This is a genomic window from Chryseobacillus diguaensis (genome assembly GCF_049220665.1).
Lineage (GTDB): Bacteria > Bacillota > Bacilli > Bacillales > Bacillaceae > Metabacillus_B.
The window spans coordinates 285,589-302,827 of sequence record NZ_JBMKNV010000005.1 but is presented as its reverse complement, the minus strand read 5'-3'; the positions used below and the strand labels follow the sequence as shown (position 1 = coordinate 302,827).

General features: G+C 40.8%; 19 protein-coding genes. 12 read left to right on the top strand and 7 right to left on the bottom strand.

Going from position 1 to position 17,239, the window contains the following annotated elements; all coding sequences use genetic code 11:
* Positions 1-10 precede the first annotated feature (10 nt).
* Positions 11-826, bottom strand: coding sequence for a formate dehydrogenase accessory sulfurtransferase FdhD (gene fdhD / locus ACOT8F_RS11100; protein ID WP_421651911.1), 816 nt, complete (start codon positions 824-826; stop codon positions 11-13).
* A 328-nt stretch (positions 827-1,154) separates the two neighbouring features.
* Entirely contained in the window at positions 1,155-1,886 is a 732-nt protein-coding gene (locus tag ACOT8F_RS11095; protein ID WP_421651910.1) for a nuclease-related domain-containing protein, read from the bottom strand.
* Between the two features lie 562 nt (positions 1,887-2,448).
* Between ACOT8F_RS11095 and ACOT8F_RS11090 the strand changes: the two genes are divergently transcribed.
* From ACOT8F_RS11090 to ACOT8F_RS11050, 9 genes are all read left to right on the top strand, one after another.
* Positions 2,449-3,819, top strand: a complete 1,371-nt coding sequence (locus tag ACOT8F_RS11090) for an MDR family MFS transporter (protein ID WP_421651909.1) — start codon at positions 2,449-2,451, stop codon at positions 3,817-3,819.
* Between the two features lie 51 nt (positions 3,820-3,870).
* Positions 3,871-5,316 (top strand): NAD(P)H-hydrate dehydratase, encoded by a 1,446-nt coding sequence (locus tag ACOT8F_RS11085; protein WP_421651907.1) that lies wholly within the window; start codon positions 3,871-3,873, stop codon positions 5,314-5,316.
* A gap of 217 nt (positions 5,317-5,533) precedes the next feature.
* Positions 5,534-6,700, top strand: coding sequence for an ABC transporter ATP-binding protein (locus ACOT8F_RS11080; protein ID WP_421651906.1), 1,167 nt, complete (start codon positions 5,534-5,536; stop codon positions 6,698-6,700).
* Positions 6,697-7,344 carry an ABC transporter permease gene (locus ACOT8F_RS11075; RefSeq protein WP_421651905.1) on the top strand — a complete coding sequence of 216 codons (648 nt, stop codon included), beginning with the start codon at positions 6,697-6,699 and terminating at the stop codon, positions 7,342-7,344. Before ACOT8F_RS11080 ends, ACOT8F_RS11075 begins: the two co-directional genes overlap by 4 nt.
* Positions 7,345-7,497: 153 nt before the next feature.
* Positions 7,498-8,406: a glycine betaine ABC transporter substrate-binding protein gene (locus ACOT8F_RS11070; protein ID WP_421651904.1), complete on the top strand. Its 909-nt coding sequence runs from the start codon at positions 7,498-7,500 to the stop codon at positions 8,404-8,406.
* A 14-nt stretch (positions 8,407-8,420) separates the two neighbouring features.
* Positions 8,421-9,056, top strand: a complete 636-nt coding sequence (locus tag ACOT8F_RS11065; RefSeq protein ID WP_421651946.1) for an ABC transporter permease — start codon at positions 8,421-8,423, stop codon at positions 9,054-9,056.
* A 139-nt stretch (positions 9,057-9,195) separates the two neighbouring features.
* On the top strand, positions 9,196-9,414 hold the full coding sequence (locus tag ACOT8F_RS11060) for a hypothetical protein (protein ID WP_421651903.1): 219 nt from the start codon (positions 9,196-9,198) through the stop codon (positions 9,412-9,414).
* 282 nt (positions 9,415-9,696) lie between these two features.
* Positions 9,697-10,893, top strand: a complete 1,197-nt coding sequence (locus tag ACOT8F_RS11055; RefSeq protein ID WP_421651902.1) for an alanyl-tRNA editing protein — start codon at positions 9,697-9,699, stop codon at positions 10,891-10,893.
* Between the two features lie 49 nt (positions 10,894-10,942).
* Positions 10,943-11,398: a GNAT family N-acetyltransferase gene (locus ACOT8F_RS11050; RefSeq protein ID WP_421651901.1), complete on the top strand. Its 456-nt coding sequence runs from the start codon at positions 10,943-10,945 to the stop codon at positions 11,396-11,398.
* A gap of 108 nt (positions 11,399-11,506) precedes the next feature.
* Here the strand turns inward: ACOT8F_RS11050 and ACOT8F_RS11045 are convergent, their stop codons facing one another.
* Together ACOT8F_RS11045 and ACOT8F_RS11040 are read right to left on the bottom strand one after the other, a co-directional pair.
* Positions 11,507-11,689 carry a YozQ family protein gene (locus tag ACOT8F_RS11045; RefSeq protein WP_421651900.1) on the bottom strand — a complete coding sequence of 61 codons (183 nt, stop codon included), beginning with the start codon at positions 11,687-11,689 and terminating at the stop codon, positions 11,507-11,509.
* Between the two features lie 16 nt (positions 11,690-11,705).
* Complete coding sequence (locus ACOT8F_RS11040; protein ID WP_421651899.1) at positions 11,706-11,963, bottom strand: hypothetical protein; 258 nt, start codon at positions 11,961-11,963, stop codon at positions 11,706-11,708.
* A 183-nt stretch (positions 11,964-12,146) separates the two neighbouring features.
* Between ACOT8F_RS11040 and ACOT8F_RS11035 the strand changes: the two genes are divergently transcribed.
* On the top strand, positions 12,147-12,770 hold the full coding sequence (locus tag ACOT8F_RS11035; RefSeq protein WP_421651897.1) for a LysE family transporter: 624 nt from the start codon (positions 12,147-12,149) through the stop codon (positions 12,768-12,770).
* On the opposite strand, the gene ACOT8F_RS11030 is transcribed toward ACOT8F_RS11035, so the two are convergent.
* The gene (locus ACOT8F_RS11030; protein ID WP_421651896.1) at positions 12,767-14,101 is read right to left on the bottom strand and encodes an amino acid permease; all 1,335 of its coding nucleotides are present in this window, start codon (positions 14,099-14,101) and stop codon (positions 12,767-12,769) included. The two genes, ACOT8F_RS11035 and ACOT8F_RS11030, sit on opposite strands and share 4 nt — an antisense overlap.
* Before the next feature lie 319 nt (positions 14,102-14,420).
* Between ACOT8F_RS11030 and ACOT8F_RS11025 the strand changes: the two genes are divergently transcribed.
* The gene (locus tag ACOT8F_RS11025; RefSeq protein ID WP_421651895.1) at positions 14,421-14,732 is read left to right on the top strand and encodes a DUF6509 family protein; all 312 of its coding nucleotides are present in this window, start codon (positions 14,421-14,423) and stop codon (positions 14,730-14,732) included.
* 37 nt (positions 14,733-14,769) lie between these two features.
* On the opposite strand, the gene ACOT8F_RS11020 is transcribed toward ACOT8F_RS11025, so the two are convergent.
* Both ACOT8F_RS11020 and ACOT8F_RS11015 read right to left on the bottom strand, forming a co-directional pair.
* Positions 14,770-15,183, bottom strand: a complete 414-nt coding sequence (locus ACOT8F_RS11020; RefSeq protein ID WP_421651945.1) for a cytosolic protein — start codon at positions 15,181-15,183, stop codon at positions 14,770-14,772.
* Positions 15,184-15,229: 46 nt separating this feature from the next.
* Positions 15,230-15,727, bottom strand: coding sequence for a metallophosphoesterase family protein (locus ACOT8F_RS11015; protein WP_421651894.1), 498 nt, complete (start codon positions 15,725-15,727; stop codon positions 15,230-15,232).
* A gap of 655 nt (positions 15,728-16,382) precedes the next feature.
* On the opposite strand from ACOT8F_RS11015, the gene ACOT8F_RS11010 reads away from it, so the two are divergent.
* Positions 16,383-17,237 carry a GRP family sugar transporter gene (locus ACOT8F_RS11010; RefSeq protein WP_421651891.1) on the top strand — a complete coding sequence of 285 codons (855 nt, stop codon included), beginning with the start codon at positions 16,383-16,385 and terminating at the stop codon, positions 17,235-17,237.
* Positions 17,238-17,239: the final 2 nt, after the last annotated feature.

The following is a 17,239-nucleotide window of genomic DNA, read 5'->3' as shown; positions in this document are numbered from 1 at the left end:
CTTTGCAAGATTAGATTATCGTATTTGGGTAAACGGCTGCTTCTGCAATTCTTTCCGGATGGGTGTAAACATTCATTCTGGAACCGCGGATAAAGCCAATTGCTGTAATGCCTAAATCCTCTGCAAGCTCCAAAGCGAGATCTGTAGGGGCGGATTTGGATAAAAGAATGCCAATTCCCATCTTAGAAACCTTTAGCAGCACCTCTGAGGAAATTCTGCCGCTGAAAGCGATGATTTTATCCTTCACTGGAACGTGATGGATCAGGCAGTAACCGTATAGCTTATCAAGCGCATTGTGCCTCCCGATATCCTGATAAAACTGGACGGTGCCATCCCTGCTGCTGATCGCTGCATTGTGCATGCCGCCCGTCCTTTGAAACTGGCCGGAAGACTCATGAAGGTTCTCCATCAGCCGAATCGCCTCTTTTGCGGATATCTGGGTTTGGGACATCACTGTTTTTGCCGTCATCATGTCATTATGAAAATAAAACTGCCTGCTCTTTCCGCAGCAGGATCCAATAAACCGCTTCGAAACCTTCTCAGTACGCTGAACCTGCATGCCATCCATTTTTATATAAGCAAATCCCTTGCTCTCATCAATAGTTAATTCATCTATTTCTTCATAACGGCGAATAACACCTTCTGAAGCCAAAAAACCAACAACCAATTCCCTCAAATCTGATGGCGTGCAAACCATCGTGGCCCACTCATCGCCATTCAGCACAATCGTCAATGGAAACTCCTCGGCAATCTCATCTATTTCCTCAATAAAAAGCCCGTCATCATACTTAAGCACCGGGCGGGAACGGATACCATTTTCAGACATACGCACACCTCCTATGTAAAAGACCTGCTAGTTTGGTATTTTCCCTATAATAGGAGAGTGGGAAACATGAATTTAAAAAAAATTGAAATTTAATCGCTGGGGAGGGGGGATTGATAGGCTGTGGATTTTTTTTGGCCTTGGGGCTGGAGGTTCATATCATTTAACATTCTAGTTGCTGTACTACGAGAAGAAAGGTGTGTAAACCAGCGGAATTTTTGATTAGTAATGATAGGGTTGAGCAGAAGGAAATAATCATTTACAGCATTTAGATGAGCATTCTTGGAACAAAAATTGCATTTCATGCATTTCCAGGTTCCGTAAATATAACTCATTTCATAAGTGAGGAAGATTCACACCGGACACCTGTTAAAATGCTTTCTGAGGAAATTTGCATTCGTTGAAGCAGATCTGTTTTTCTTTCGGTATGATTTTTTAGAAGAAGCCGTTTTAATTTTTTTCTTTGAGCTGCATTAATGAATGGATTTTTATAAAACTCTTCAAAGCGCTGTATCTTTTCATGGAGGTTAGAAGCATGAGAAATCTTATGTTTTAAGGCTGAGGAACCATTTACAATTTTTATAATGGTCGAAGGGTTGCTTATGACAACAAGTGTCTCAATAGGCAATAAAGGAAACTTGTTATCTAAAAGCCAATCAGAAAGTTGGTTTTTCTGATGCTGAAGCTGTGAGAATGGATTGTGGAATCCTTCCTCCTTTCCATCAATTGTCCTGATTAATTGGCTGAAAACTGAATCAAAATGGATCGTACCTGAAATATTTTTTACTTCTATAATTGCTAAAAAATTTGGTGATACAAGAAAGGAATCCATTTGAAAGAAATGCTGATCTCTTGGAAGGCGAATATCCTGGAAAATATCAAACTTCTCCTCATTTAATAAAGAAAGGTAATAGTCTACCGATTGTTCACCCCGAAATCCGGCTCTTCTTTTCGCTAATTCTTTTTCAATCTCTGGAACCTTTGAATGGTTTGCTGGAAGTCTTCTTAGCAGCGCCTCTAATTGTAAGATAATAATGGGTTTGACTCTTTTTTTAGCTAACAAGCTATCAATCCTTTCGGAGATTTTATAGAAAATAGAATTTTAGTAGATGGAGGTAGATATTGCTGGTTTTATTAGAAGGATAGTGATTTGCAGGTGTTTTAAGAGCGGATTCAGAGAATTTTGTTATTTTTGAACCGGTTTGAGGAGTATGCAGCTGATATTCAGAAGTATATGCACGGGATTTAGAGGTTTATGCGCGGGTTTCAGAGGTTTATGCACGGGTTTCAGAGGTTTATGCACGGGTTTCAGAGGTTTATGCACGGGTTTTAGAAGTTTATGCTCAGCTTTCACAGATTACGCGCATGTTCCGTGGTTTATGCACAGGTTCCATCGATTATGCACAAGTTCTATCATATACAAGCCAGGCTCGATTTTGTATTTAAAAGTATCCTTGTCACTATCATAATCCCACCCACCCCCATTTTTCAACCAAAATCCCCGCCTCAATAAAGCCTAAAAAATAGGAAAGAACCAAACCCAGCTGATATAATGATGACCATGCATCACCAAACTGCATTTATACATATTGTTTTCGCTGTATATAAGGAAGGGAGCGGGGCACATGAAGAAAGAGACAAATCCGAAGCTGGTTATTTGGGCGCTTCTGATTGCGACGTTTTTGACGGCGATAGAGGGGACGATTGTGAGTACGGCCATGCCGAAGATTGTAGAGGAGCTCGGCGGCAGCCGGTTATATACGTGGGTAATTTCAGTGTACCTGCTTGCAACGGTGATCAGCACGCCGGTTTTCGGAAAGCTTGCCGATTTATTTGGAAGAAGGCTAATGTTTACAATTGGAGCGATTATTTTTCTTGTCGGTTCCATTACTTCCGGTTTTGCCCAGTCGATGGAGCAGCTCGTTATTTTTAGGGTGCTGCAAGGGCTTGGCGCAGGAGCACTGACGACGATTCCGTTTACAATCATTGGGGATTTATATTCCTATGAACAAAGAGCCAAAATTCAGGGCTGGATCAGCAGTGTATGGGGAATATCAGGCATCATCGGGCCATTGGCAGGCGGTATTCTAGTTGATACCGTTTCATGGCGCTGGGTCTTTTTTATGAATTTTCCATTTGGAATTGCTGCCATTTTTATGTTGTGGGCATCTCTTAATGAGAAGCTTGAGAAAAAAAGGCATCGCATCGATTATGGAGGAATTACTGTATTTGCCGTTACTATGACTGCTTTTTTATATGCATTAACTATTTTAAGAGAATCGAAGCAGATGAATGGAACTGTAACCGGATTTTTCATTGTTGCCTTAATAGGCATCATTCTCTTTTTACTCATCGAAAGGAGAACCCAGGAGCCCATGATTCCTCTTTCGCTTTTCCGAAACCGGGCTCTTTCTGCAGCAAATGTTTCAGGCTTTTTGCTCGGTTTTATTTTGGTGGCTTTCACCTTTTACATTCCGCTCTGGATTCAATCTGTTAGAGGGCTTAACGCCACCTTTTCCGGAGTTGTCATGCTGCCGATGTCTATTTTATGGCCAACTGGTGCTGTTCTTTGCGGGAGGCTCCTTGCTGTGAAATCGATCAGGACGGTTACGATAGGAGGGAACTTGCTGATTGTTCTTGGCTGCATCGGTTTATTTCTAATGAATCCTTCTTCCTCCATTATCTTTCTTATGATCATTACTGCAGTGACAGGGCTTGGATTCGGGCTTTCTTTCACGGCCTATACCGTTTCCGTTCAGTCAGCCGTGGATTGGAGCATGAGGGGAGCAGCGATGGGAACGAACAACCTGCTTAGAAATTTAGGGCAGGCAGTCGGAATCGGGGTTTCCGGTATTTTGCTCAGCGTTCAGCTTAAAGGTCCCGAGCTTGCGTCAAGCCTACATATGATCTACCTTCTTTTAATCATCCTTGGAGCAGCATCCTTTGCCATAACGGCTTTATTAAAAAATGAAGTTCCTGCCAATAATGAAGCATAATTCTTCCTTTCTGAGGGAATGGGAATAGGAAAAAGCACAGGATGTGATCAAATGTATATTTATTCCAGTGATGAGATAAAAAAAGCAGATACCCTTGCAGAAGAAAGAGGAATGCCTGTTTTTACACTGATGGAGAATGCAGGCAGGTCTTTATTTGAAGCACTCACATGCAAAATAAAAAAAGAGGAAACGATCCTTATTCTTGCCGGTAAGGGAAATAACGGGGGAGATGGAATTGTTCTTGCAAGGTACTTGAAGCAAAATGGGTATCAGGCTGAGCTTTCCTTTCCGCTCGGCATTCCGAATACAGGCGGGCCAGCTGAACAGCATCTTCGCTATTTTGAGGAATGCGGGTATCTTTCCGTTCCTTTTCATAAGGAAACAAATGGTGATGTGATTGTCGATGCCTTGATTGGTGCAGGTGCTTCCCTTCCTTTAAGAAACGATGCTGAAGAGATGGTTCAATGGGCAAACAGCCAAAAAGCGGTTCGTATTGCGGTTGATATTCCTACAGGTGTCGAAGCTGATCAGGGAACCTGCGATAAGGCGTTTCATGCTGATTACACGTTTTGCCTGCATGGATACAAGCCTTCTGCATTTCTAATACCATCCGGACGATTTTATGGAAAAACAGAGGTGCTTGATATTGGAATGCCACAAAATGGCCGTTTCCGCCTTTGGACCGAGGATGATGTTATTGAAACAATGCCTAAGTTTTCATCCTCTGCCCATAAAGGAACTTTTGGTACAGGGTATTTAATTGCTGGAAGCGACGAGATGCCAGGCAGTGTTTTGATGGCAGCTAAAGCAGCCCTCCGGAGCGGCGTTGGCAAGCTGATTGTCGGTACATCAAAATATGCTGCAGGCATTTTAGCTGGCCAGGTTCCTGAAACAACCTTTCTATTTGAAGGACTTCAAAAAGCAGCAAACAAGGAATGGCCGAAAAAAATAGCTGCAGTAGGTATGGGGCCGGGCCTTCAAAATAAATCCATGATCCAAGAAGCGCTTGCCCATTTGCTGGAATCCGAATTCCCTCTCGTACTGGATGCAGATGCCCTTGATGAAAGAAGCTATCCGAAGCGTGAGCAGCCAGTTATTCTAACACCGCATCCGGGAGAATTCAACAGAATGACAGGCTTCAAAGTCAAGGATATTCAGGCCAATCGCATTCGATATGCAAGCGAATATGCAATGAAGCATGAAGTAATTGTCGTTTTGAAAGGTGAGCATACCGTCATAGCCTATCCAGATGGCACAGGTGTGGTAAATAAAACCGGAAACAGTGCCCTTGGAAAAGGCGGGAGCGGGGATACGCTCACCGGCATGCTGACGGCCTTTTTGTGCAATCATAAAAATAGTATGCATGCAGCGGCAAATGCTGTTTTCCTTCATGGTTTCACGAGTGATGAATGGGTAAAAGAAAGAGGAATGAGAACCATGACGGCGACAGATATTTCAGATTTGCTGCCAAAAGTCATGAAACGATTTGAAAAATAAGGAGAATGAGCTTCCATAAAGGGGAGCTCTTTTTTCCATAAGCCATACATTCAAACAGATTATTTCGCTGAAAAATGAGCAATTTTTAAGAAAAGGATCTTTTTTATTGTGAAAAGGCATGGTAATAGCAAAATAAAAATTGAAAATCAACCCGTTTTTTATTATTGAATTAGGGTAACAGTAGTAAGTAATGCTCAATTTATTCAGGAGGTCATACATGATTGAATTCAAAGGTGTAACAAAGCAGTACAAGGATGGTTTTCAGGCGCTGAAAGATATTAATTTGAAACTTGAAACCGGGAAGATTCACGTTATTATCGGCCCAAGCGGCTGCGGAAAATCTACTACCATGAAATTGATCAATCGGCTGATTACCCCAACGAATGGCAGTGTATACATAAACAACGAGGATATCTCTTCTATGAACCCCGTCCATCTTCGCAGGAAGATCGGCTATGTTATTCAAAACATAGGTTTATTCCCTCATATGTCCATTGCAGACAATGTGGCAGTTGTACCGAGGTTATTAAAATGGAAAGAAGACAGAACACAGAAAAAGATCGATGAGCTGCTCTCGTTAGTGCATTTGGATCCAGAAACGTATCGGAAACGAAAGCCTGCCGAACTGAGCGGCGGCCAAGCACAGAGAATCGGGGTCATTCGGGCGCTTGCAGCAGAACCTGAGATTATCCTGATGGACGAGCCGTTCAGTGCATTGGATCCGATCAGCAGAGAAAAGCTTCAGAATGAATTGGTAAGCCTGCAGGAGGAATTGAGAAAAACGATCGTATTTGTTACTCATGATATGGATGAGGCGATCAAAATTGCTGACAACATTATATTAATGAAGGATGGCGAGGTTATTCAGTCAGGGACTCCTGATACCATTCTTCGACACCCTGCCAATGATTTTATTAAAGAATTTATAGGCAAAAAGCGTCTTAAAGAGCATAATACAGAGCTTGTACAAGGCTTTGAAATGGAAGAAATCCCGACTGTCAGCGAAGTCATGATTGAAAACCCTGCAACGGCTTATCCGGAAAGAGGTCTTGCTGCATCTTTGAGGTTGATGGAACAACGAAAAGTGGACTCATTGATCGTAATCAGCCAGCAAAAAGAATTGCTTGGCTATGCTCCGATTTTAAACGTGCTAAGCCAGTACAGGGATGAAACGAAAACACTTGGTGATGTTATGCAGCCTTTCGTCCATACAGTTGCCCCTGATAGCCCTTTTACAGCAGCCCTTGATTTGATGAGCCATAAAGATATTCCTTACGTTCCTATTGTTGCAGAGAACGGTAAATTCGCAGGTGTAGTAACAAGAGGGAGCATGGTGCGTCTGATGGCAGATGTATTCCCTTATGAAAATGAGGTGGCCGAATGAAAGTGATTCAGGAGTATTTTGCTTTTCTGGCCGCCCGGTATCCTGATGTTTTGGCCAGGATGGGAGAACACTTAAGTATTGTCGCCCAGGCAATGGTATTTGGCTGTCTGACAGCGATTACGATTGGGATTATCCTCACCCGTTTTAAAGAAGGTCCTGTTAATCATTTAGTCTTCGGAATCGTTAATATTTTTCAAACGATCCCGACAGTTGCCTTGCTTGCGATGTTTATCCCTCTATTTGGGATTGGTGTAACTCCTGCGATCATTGCCTTGTATTTATATTCGCTTCTGCCTCTTCTCCGCAACACTTATTCCGGAATTAAAGAAGTGGATAAAAGCGTTGTTGAAGCAGCTAGGGGAATGGGTTACAGCTCTTTTCAAAGTTTATGGAAAATAGAGCTCCCGCTTGCTTTTCCCTATATCCTTTCAGGAATTCGTCTGACTGCTGTTTACATTGTGAGCTGGACAACTCTGGCCGCTCTCATTGGAGCAGGAGGCTTGGGAGACATGATTATTGCAGGAATGTCGAATAATGATAACTTTCTTATTTTCACTGGAACAATTAGTGCGATCGTCCTCGCATTATTGATAGATTTAATTCTTGGGATCTTCAGCAAAAGAAGAAATCAGCTCGATTTATAAGGCTCTTTTCTTAAACTTTGTTGTTTTTTCAACCATAAAAGTAAATTTAGAGCAAGAGGACTTCTGCAAAATTTAAGAGAAGATGCTGCGAAGCTCTTCCTTATGAACAATCATGGTGAAAACAGCCATTTATTAAAAGGTAAGGAGAATGCTATGCCTAAAGCGATAAAATACCCTATAACAGCTCTTATAATTGCGTCACTTTGTGCCCTTATGACTTCTTGCGGCTCTAGTGATACGATTCGAATCGGTGCTGCTACTTATACCGAAACAAAGATTATGGCAGCCATATACAAAGAACTTATTGAAGATAAAACGGATATAAAAGTAGACATCACACCAGATCTTCTCTCCAATCCGATGATTCTTAAATCAATGAAGCGCGGAGATTTGGACATGGCTCTTGTTTATACAGGCGTTATTTTCAATAATTTTTTCCCTGTGAAGCAGACGACAGACAGAGAAGCTGTTTTAAAGCAGGCGAAAGAAGGGTTCAACAAATATTACGATTTTACCTGGTTTGACCCGCTAGGTTGGGAAAATACTTATGCTCTTACAGTGAGAGAGGATGTGGCGAAAGAAAAGGGGCTTAATACCATTTCCGATCTTAAAAAATATCAGTCTAATATGAAGTTTGGAGTCGATTCATCATGGATGGAGAGGAAGCAGGACGGTTACCCGGCTTTTATTAAGAAATATGGTTTTCATTTTAAACAAACCTATGCGATGGATATTAACCTTGTATACGAGGCAGTGGCCAATAAAAGAGTGGACGTTGTGCTAGCCTATTCTACAGATCCAAGGCTTATCCAATATAAATTAAAAACCCTAAAAGATGATCGGCATTTTTTCCCTCCCTATGATGCTTCAATGGTCGTCCGAAATGAAATCTTGAAGAAGCATCCTGAAGTGAAATCTATCCTGAATGAATTAAAAGGCAAAATAAATGAAGAAACGATTACAAAGCTGAACTATGAAGTAGACATTAAAAATCGCAATGAACGGGATGTTGCAAGAGAATTTTTGCAAAAACAAGGCCTGCTGGCTAAGGATAAGGGGTGAAGGCAGTGGATTTCCTGCAAAAGATTTTTACCTATATGGCACAGAATGCGGATCTTCTCCTACTTTACACTGGACAGCATATATTAATGGTTATAGTCGGAGTGCTTGCCGCTCTAATTGTTGGAACACTGCTTGGCATTCTTTGCAGCCGGTATCCGAGACTTGCACCAGTTATTATTTCGATCGCAAATATTATCCAAATCATACCAAGCTTAGCTCTTCTAGCGTTGCTGATGATTTATTTTGGATTGGGCTTTTATACGATCACTATCGGTCTTTTCCTATATTCGCTGCTGCCGATTATTCGCCATACGTATGTCGGGCTTGAGCTGGTGGATAAATCCTTGACAGAGGCAGGAAGGGGAATAGGAATGACCTATCTCCAGCTTCTCACAAAAGTACAGCTCCCAATGGCATTTCCATTCATTATGGCCGGGTTAAGAATAGCGGCTGTTATCGCAATTGGGGTAGCTGCTCTTGCTCCTTTTGTCGGGGGTGATGGACTCGGAAGAGAAATTTTCTCAGGAATCAATTCAAGAAACTATGTGAGAATCTATGTCGGTGCTATTCCTGCCTGTGTGCTAGCCATTCTCGCTGATCTAATTCTTGGAAGGCTTGAAAAGAAGTCAAAATTTACATCTGTTAAGTAGGTACAGGCCCTGAGGCCTGTACCTTTTCATCTTAATCCTTTAAGAATGGTAACTAAAATAATCGATTTCTCCTGCAAGCATCCAATCAACTCTCTGAATCAATACATTTAATAGCATATGAGAGGAGTTGATAGTAGGGATGAGCAGTCAAAATTTTGTGCAATTTGCTTCTGAGCATAAGGGAGAAGAAGTAGAAGTGATCACAAGTCAGGGAACTTATACAGGAACCTTGGAATATGCTGGCTCAGATCACATTATTATTCGGAGCCGCATTAGAGGGCGTATCGTAAGACTAGCCATTCGGGTCGCCTTAATTGTCGGACTTTTCAGGCTTATTGGCAGGGGTAATCCTTTATAGAATCCCTGCTTTTTAGGGAGTCTATTTTAGGAGGAGGAGTTTTTAAGCTCCTCCTTTTGCATCTGTTAAATAAAGGCTCTATTCAAACTTTGTTGCTTCTCATTCTAAATTTCAGCTGCAGGACCCTTGATTTGGCAGGAAATTTAAGAAAAGATGCCCGAAAAAAGTTACAATGCGTGATAAAAGCATTTACGAACAGCAACAATCTCTGCGAAAACAGCCTAAATAATAGAACCTGGGAATGATAGAATAAAGAAAATGCATAGTAGGAGCGAATGATTGATGACTGTGAGAAAGTTATATTACGAAGATCCATACATACAAGAATTTTCAACTTCCATAGTAGAGAATAACATTGATGACAACGGCCGTGCATATGTTGTTTTAAAAGAAACCGCTTTTTACCCAACAGGCGGGGGACAGCCTAATGATACAGGGTATATTAATGGGATAAAAGTAACTGGTGCAGAAGAGCTTGGCGATGAAATTCGTCATTACGTTGAGGGAGCTATAGATGAGACAGAGGTGAAGGGCACGATCGATTGGGGAAGAAGATTTGACCATATGCAGCAGCACAGCGGCCAGCATATCCTTTCTGCTGCATTCAGGCATTCTCTTGGCATAGATACGGCAGCCTTTCATCTCGGGCGCGAAATATCTACCATTGATCTTACTGTAGAACAGCTTACAGATGAAATGGCAAGCAAAGCGGAAATGCTCGCAAATGAGATCGTTTTCTCCAACAAGCCTATCGAAATTCAATGGGTGCGAAAAGAAGATCTTCATCAATATCCGCTTCATAAAGAGCCTTCTGTAGAAGAAAATATCAGACTTGTCATTATTCCAGAAGTGGATTACAACGGCTGCGGAGGCACTCATCCCCGCCAGACGGGAGAAATAGGAACTATAAAAATCCTGAGCTGGGAAAAGCACAAAAAAATGGTCAGACTTCACTTTGTGTGCGGCGGAAGGGTTATCGTCCAGCTGCACCAAAAACAAAACATCATTCAGTCATTAACTAAAACTATGAATAGCCCTGAAATTCAGCTCCCGGAAGCAGCAGAAAAACTTCTGCAAGCACAAAAAGAACTTTCGAAATCTCTTGAAGAAACGAAAGATCAGCTTCTTGAATACGAAGCATCAGCACTTGCCGTAGATTCGGATGGATTGATTGCCGCTTCTTTTGAAGATCGGACACTTCAGGAAATTCAAAAGCTGGGGAAAGCCATTGTTTCAAAGAATGATCAAGCGGTCTGTCTGCTTACTGCAAAAAATGGTGAGATGCTTCAATTCTTTGCAGCAAGAGGAAAAGACAGCGGGGTCAATTTAAAGGTTTATGCTAAAGATGTGCTTGCTCTTATTAACGGAAAGGGCGGCGGAAGTGAAACGGCAGTACAGGGTGGAAGTCTGTCTTCCATGTCATCTGAGAAGCTTCTAAGCAGCATGAAATTGCTTTTTAGCAAGGCTGCAGAGCAGTAAAAGAGACTTATTTCATTTGCTTAATGAAACTTAGGAGGCTTTGGGCATTATGTATATAAAAATAGATGATTTGACGGGATCTGAAGTGGCTTCATTATTAGAGGAGCATCTGCATAGCATGACATTGCATTCTCCTCCAGAAAGTATCCATGCCCTAAATCTTGATGAACTGAAAAAACCGGAAATCACATTCTGGAGCGCGTGGGAAAAAGAGGTATTAGCTGGATGCGGGGCACTTAAAGAACTTAATCCCGAGCATGGAGAGATAAAATCCATGCGGACCTCTTCATCGCATTTGAGGAGGGGTGTGGCAAGGCGTCTGCTTGAACACATCATGGAAGAGGCAAAGCAGCGCGGTTATCAGAGAATAAGTTTGGAAACCGGATCAATGGATGCTTTCGAACCAGCTAGAAGGCTATATGCCAGTTTTGGGTTTCAATATTGCAAGCCGTTTTCAGATTACATAGAGGATCCCAATAGTGTATTTATGTCAAAAGAAATATAAAGCAATAAATAATACGAGAGTGTCTGTAATTCAACGAGGCTCTCTTGTTTATAAATTTTCTCCTTAAGAGAAACGGCAGCTGAAACTTTTTTCAGCTGCCATTTCTTGCTATCCTCTATTTTCGCCTATATCAGCATTTTTATCAACAGTACCTTCAAAATAGTGATCATTAACCTGTTCGTGTGTCACTTCTAGGCCTGTTGCTTTTGTCTCAGTGCCATGGTCTTTTTCTGCAGGATCAAAGGTTTTGCCTGCAAGCTCCTCCGTATTTGGAATTTGTTTTTGACTCATGCTGAATCTCCTCCAATCAAAGTCTCATTTGGAACGCTTGCTGAGCCTCCATAATATGCTGGAGGTGCTCTTCGCAAAGGGTTAATTCATGACGTTCCTTATCGCATAATTCACCTTTAATCGCGTGGATGTCCCTCAGCTTTTCCTGCGCAGAAAATAAATGTGCCTGCGATTCCCGAAATCCAACAGGATTCATGCAAAGATGTGCCTGCTGAAGATCTTCCATAGCTTCATAAATTTTCATAGATGCATGTGATACTTTATCGTTTCCCACTTTTTCCGCTCCTTACACCACTTTTGATAGTAAATTCACATTACAGTTATTATTGATCCTCTTCTTATCATTATTCCCGCTGGTTGCGAATAAGGTGTACAAGTATCCCCCTTTTCACTATTGATTTCAAAAAAGGGATGCAGATGCAAAGCTTTAGAGAGCCTAAGAATATGGAGGAAATAAATGTTAACTTTACTGAATTATGTTCTCCTTGGGATATCGCTTGCAGCACCGATCGGGCCAATTAACGCTGCCCAGCTTGATAAAGGGATGAAGAATGGTTTTTGGCATTCGTGGCTAATAGGACTGGGCGCCACAACAGCGGACCTTGTTTATATGGTTTTGGTTTACATAGGAATTGTTCAATTTATTGATCTTCCATTAATCAAAATTTTTCTCTATTCCTTTGGTGCTTTCGTGCTGATTTATTCAGGAATTGAAGGGCTGTTGAGCATGAAAAAAGCCATCTCATCACTTAATCGAAAGAGTGAACCGAAATGGAAATGTTATTTTTCAGGATTTTTGATGTCCCTCACCAATCCGCTTACGATTTTATTTTGGATTGGCATATACGGCTCGGTTCTGGCAAATATGGCAGGAAGTGCCGGAACAGTAGAGCTGTACATCATCAGTGCCGCAATCTTTGCAGGCATTCTTGCATGGGATTTCTCTATGGCTATTCTTTCAAGTGTGTTCAGGAGATATACAAACGGAAAATTTTTAAAACTGACTTCCCTAATATCCGGTCTAACCTTAATAGGATTCGGCCTATATTTTGCCTGTAAGGCATGCGCCCTTTTATTTTAGGCTGATTGGTCCTTTTTCCATATTTGCTTCATTTTAAGTAAAATGACTGCGATCAGAAGCAAAAAAACAATACTGCCAAAGAAACCAGGACGGCTTGCATCATTAAATAACGTTCCAATAATGGCAATGCCAATGAATGCTGCTCCGAATGCAGTGGTCCATACATTGGTGTTTGCCAGCTTCCTGCTTGAAAAAAGGATAAAAATCCAATTATATAAAAGCATGAGGCCTGCAGCTGTTGTAATGTATTCATAAATTTCACCGGGCATGAAAAGAGCAAGAAGAATGGAGAATACCATTCCAATAGCCGTCAGACTTAGGGAGCGAATCGGTAATTTCCGTTTTCCTTGTGTCTTTTTTTTGAAAAAGGCTGGTGCGTTTCCGTTTTCAGAAAGAGTCACAAGCAAATTTGTAACGGCAAAAAGGGAAGCCACCATGGTAGAAAAGCCTGCGATAATTAAGGCAGCATTGAAAAGATCTGGGAAAAATGGCAGCTGAAATTCCTCAAGTGCAAGAACGAAGGGACTCTCTTTTTGATTGAAGGATTTCCATGAAATCAGCGTTACAGCAAGCCCAATTGAGACGAGATAGATGGCTCCAAGCAGAAAAAGCATGACGCTGCCTGACTTCGAAGCATCTTTTTTGTTTTTTAGGTTGATCGCCATTAGTCCCATAATTTCAATTCCACCGAATGCATAAAAGGCATAAATGAGAGAGAGCCAAACTCCCATTACGCCATGCGGGAAAAATGCCTGAATAGAAGAGGGGAAGTGATGATGGTCTGGCCCTTTTTTAAAAAATCCTGTGAGCGCCAAAACAGCAAGGACGATAAACATTAGAATGGCCCCCATTTTGATACTGGCGAAAAGATTCTCGAGTCTTTCAAATCCTTTCGTTCCAGCTAACACAACTGCAATCCCTAAGAAAGCGTAGAAGCAGGCAAAAACCCACAGGTGTCCTTTAGGGAACCAGAATTTAGAAAAGATCGAAAGGGCAGTTAATTGGCTTCCTGTTATCAGCATTTCAGAAAACCAGTACACCCATCCGCTTGCAAAACCAGCCCATCGTCCAAAGGCTTTTTCGGAATAGGTGCAAAAAGCGCCTTTTTGAGGATCGGCAGTAATCATTTTGGCAAGAGAACTGAAAACAATATAGGTAGTTACTGCTGCTGCAAGGAAGGACAATATTACAGATGGACCTGCATGTTTTATCGCAAGGCTTGAACCTAAAAAATAGCCTGTACCTATAATGCAGCCAACTCCGATAAGGGAGAGCTGCCACCACTGCAGCTGGTTTTCTGAAGATTTTTCCTTGTTTGCTTGATGTGTCAAATAAAATCCCCCTTTTCAAATGATTATTATTTGAAAGTACCGCTGATTTCATGTGGCTCTTTTTTTAACCAAGGCGGTTTTTATAAAAAGTTGTGGTTATATATAGAGAGGTTTTAAAAGCGCATGAAGACAAGCGTGTGGCATCTTTACTTAAAATTTCAGTCTAGATTGCAGGTGTTTTCAAGAATAAGAGAAGGGATGAGCAACAAAGTTAAAAAAAAGCGCCTTAACAAAAAAGCGGAGGTTAGCTTGTGATTTTCGATTATGAAGAACATGTGTATAATAAGAAAAGAGTCTAATATGGAAAGGGCGGGGTATTATGCTAACTATATCCAGTCATGCAGTAGAGCTATTGGAAGATCCATTCGGTATTCTTCCTGGAGATCGCTTTGAATTTATCTTAAATCTGGAAGTGCCTGAAGATGATGAATTATATTCAGAAAAAGGAATTTACCTTAGGGTCATTTATACAGTAGAAAATGAGCTTTCCCGCATTTCTCAGTATCAATTCTTTGAAAGAGAGACGGATCAATATTTTGATTTTGCTCTTGATGAAGAGGAAGAAGTCATGGTTGCTTCTTATTGTCTTCAAAATCTGCCAAGCTCAGAAACCCTTGAATCATTGGAATAAAAAAAATCTGCTCTTTTTGAGCAGATTTTTTATTTGATTATTTTTCCGTTTTTCTGTCTTCTTCCACAATATGGAACATAACGTGCGCCAAATGATGGATAGGGCCATACTCTCCATCCCCGTCTTCATCTATGGCATCCAGTTCTTCTCTAAATTCCAAATCATTTAAGTACAAAGCAGAAAACTGATAGAAGTCCTTTAAGTCAAAGGAATAGCAGGCAACCGGATCTTCTTCTTCTGGATTTTCTTCGTAGTGAAGAACGAGATAAGATTCTTTCCCTTCAGCATCTTCAGCATCAAAAAAGACAAAGTAGCCAATGTTTGTATCTAACTCAAAAAGGTGTCTTGTGCCTCCTGCTGTGATTTTGGAAAATTCGTCCCCAATAATTTTTTGAACAACCATATCCTGAATGGCATCTTCTTTATGCAATTGAACAGTAAAGGATTGCATCACTTATACACCTCATTTTAATAATGGATTAATTATTTACTATAAGTTATTCTTTATGATCAAAAAAAACATGTTCTGCATGGATCTCGCTGTTTAGAGTCAAAATGCCGTATGAGTAGCTTTGCTGTCTTCTTTTATCAGTAGGTGAACCCGGGTTGAAAAGAAGTGTTCCATCCACATATTTAAGAATAGGGATATGAGAGTGCCCAAAGATAATACATTCTGTCTTGATGCCTTCAAAGGCTGCAATGGCTCTTTTTTCGGTCGTTAATTTGCTGCCATGCCCATGAACAACTCCAATTGAAATACCATTCAATGTTAAAAGTTGTTTTTCCTCTAAAAGCGCCTGTAATTCTAGTGTATCCACATTTCCTTTTACACCAACCAGTTTCCCAAAGCTTTTCAGCTCATAATAGGAATCTAATGACTGAAAATCACCCGCATGAATGATCAGATCTGACTGCTCCAGATCTTTTTGAAGAATCTTCGGAAGGGCTTTAGCTTTTCTGGGCATATGTGTATCAGATAGAACAATCACTTTCATCTTTTGGAATCCCCTTTTGTTAAGGAACTTTTCTGTTTTTTATTCATGTTTATCCCAAGTCATACAACAAGCAGCAATCTAAGCGAAACAGAACTTATGAACAAGTTGTCTATAAAGATAGCACATATGAACACATTGATACAAAACCTTTACATTGAAAATGAAAAAAACGGCAGAATAAGTTCTGCCGGAACTTGTCAAAACTTTGCCGGAACGCCACATTTAGTGTTACGTCAGCAAAGAATTGTCAGTATCCACTTTACTCATACAAGGTGCTTTACCTGCCAGAGGAAGCATAATCTCTATAACACCTCTCATAAAAAGTATAAAGGGTGAAACGCGTTTCATAACAAGTGAAAATTTAGCGCAGTTTAATGAATTTTTATTCCTTTGTAAGGAAAGAGTATAACGGAGGCAAGTGATGATAAAACGTTTTTATAGTATAAAAAAAGTGTAAAACGCAGAGGGGAATCCTCGCATATGAAAAAAAATCAAATTGCATAATCATTAAAATACCAGGTGGTAAAGCGCATACAGTAAGAATTTAGAAATTGTTCAAAGTTGCACATTATTTGCTGTCCCTATTCATGAAGCGTAAAATTATTTCTTGTGGTTAATATAACAATATAATTTTTGAAGGAGATGCAGCAGCCGTATGGACATCCTTTTAGCGTTAATTCCTTCATTGTGCTGGGGAAGTATCGTTTTATTCAACGTAAAGCTCGGCGGCGGGCCTTACAGTCAAACTCTTGGGACAACTATTGGAGCCCTTATCTTTTCTTTCATTATTTTTCTTTTTGTACATCCTGTTATTACACCGTTTATTTTTCTAATTGGGGTTGTTTCAGGTTTGTTTTGGGCACTTGGCCAAAGCAATCAGCTGAAAAGCATTGATTTAATGGGTGTTTCAAAAACAATGCCTATTTCAACAGGGATGCAGCTTGTCGCTACAGCACTGTTTGGAGTGATCGTCTTTCATGAGTGGTCTACATTAACAACCATTTTGCTTGGATCTCTTGCTATTGTGTTAATCATTGTAGGTATTGTTCTTACAACACTGAAAGATAAAAACCAGGAAGAAGAGCCGGGACAATTTAAAAAAGGTATTATTATTCTGGTTATTTCTACCATAGGCTATCTGGTTTATGTCGTTGTTATCCGGTTGTTTGATGTGGACAGCTGGTCGGCCATTTTGCCGCAGGCAGTGGGTATGGTGATTGGCGGTCTTATTTTAACTTATAAGCATAAGCCGTTTAACAAATACGCCATACGAAATATTATTCCTGGCTTAATTTGGGCAACAGGAAATCTGTTTTTGTTTATTTCACAGCCAAAAGTAGGTGTGGCAACAAGCTTTACCCTGTCTCAAATGGGAATTATTATCGCGACATTTGGCGGTATTATCATACTTGGTGAAAGAAAGACGAAAAGACAGCTTATTGGCATTATTATTGGAAGCATCCTTATCATTATCGGGGCTATTTGCCTAGGTTTGGCAAAAGCCTCTTAAAG

Excerpts from the sequence above, each read along its gene's own strand:
- ACOT8F_RS11075 (WP_421651905.1), top strand. The coding sequence starts at position 6,697 with ATGAAAGTGATTCAGGAGTATTTTGCTTTTCTGGCCGCCCGGTATCCT.
- ACOT8F_RS11025 (WP_421651895.1), top strand. The coding sequence starts at position 14,421 with ATGCTAACTATATCCAGTCATGCAGTAGAGCTATTGGAAGATCCATTC.
- ACOT8F_RS11055 (WP_421651902.1), top strand. The coding sequence starts at position 9,697 with ATGACTGTGAGAAAGTTATATTACGAAGATCCATACATACAAGAATTT.
- ACOT8F_RS11045 (WP_421651900.1), bottom strand. The coding sequence starts at position 11,689 with ATGAGTCAAAAACAAATTCCAAATACGGAGGAGCTTGCAGGCAAAACC.
- ACOT8F_RS11050 (WP_421651901.1), top strand. The coding sequence starts at position 10,943 with ATGTATATAAAAATAGATGATTTGACGGGATCTGAAGTGGCTTCATTA.
- ACOT8F_RS11035 (WP_421651897.1), top strand. The coding sequence starts at position 12,147 with ATGTTAACTTTACTGAATTATGTTCTCCTTGGGATATCGCTTGCAGCA.
- fdhD (WP_421651911.1), bottom strand. The coding sequence starts at position 826 with ATGTCTGAAAATGGTATCCGTTCCCGCCCGGTGCTTAAGTATGATGAC.
- ACOT8F_RS11085 (WP_421651907.1), top strand. The coding sequence starts at position 3,871 with ATGTATATTTATTCCAGTGATGAGATAAAAAAAGCAGATACCCTTGCA.
- ACOT8F_RS11090 (WP_421651909.1), top strand. The coding sequence starts at position 2,449 with ATGAAGAAAGAGACAAATCCGAAGCTGGTTATTTGGGCGCTTCTGATT.
- ACOT8F_RS11010 (WP_421651891.1), top strand. The coding sequence starts at position 16,383 with ATGGACATCCTTTTAGCGTTAATTCCTTCATTGTGCTGGGGAAGTATC.
- ACOT8F_RS11020 (WP_421651945.1), bottom strand. The coding sequence starts at position 15,183 with ATGCAATCCTTTACTGTTCAATTGCATAAAGAAGATGCCATTCAGGAT.
- ACOT8F_RS11080 (WP_421651906.1), top strand. The coding sequence starts at position 5,534 with ATGATTGAATTCAAAGGTGTAACAAAGCAGTACAAGGATGGTTTTCAG.
- ACOT8F_RS11060 (WP_421651903.1), top strand. The coding sequence starts at position 9,196 with ATGAGCAGTCAAAATTTTGTGCAATTTGCTTCTGAGCATAAGGGAGAA.
- ACOT8F_RS11015 (WP_421651894.1), bottom strand. The coding sequence starts at position 15,727 with ATGAAAGTGATTGTTCTATCTGATACACATATGCCCAGAAAAGCTAAA.
- ACOT8F_RS11070 (WP_421651904.1), top strand. The coding sequence starts at position 7,498 with ATGCCTAAAGCGATAAAATACCCTATAACAGCTCTTATAATTGCGTCA.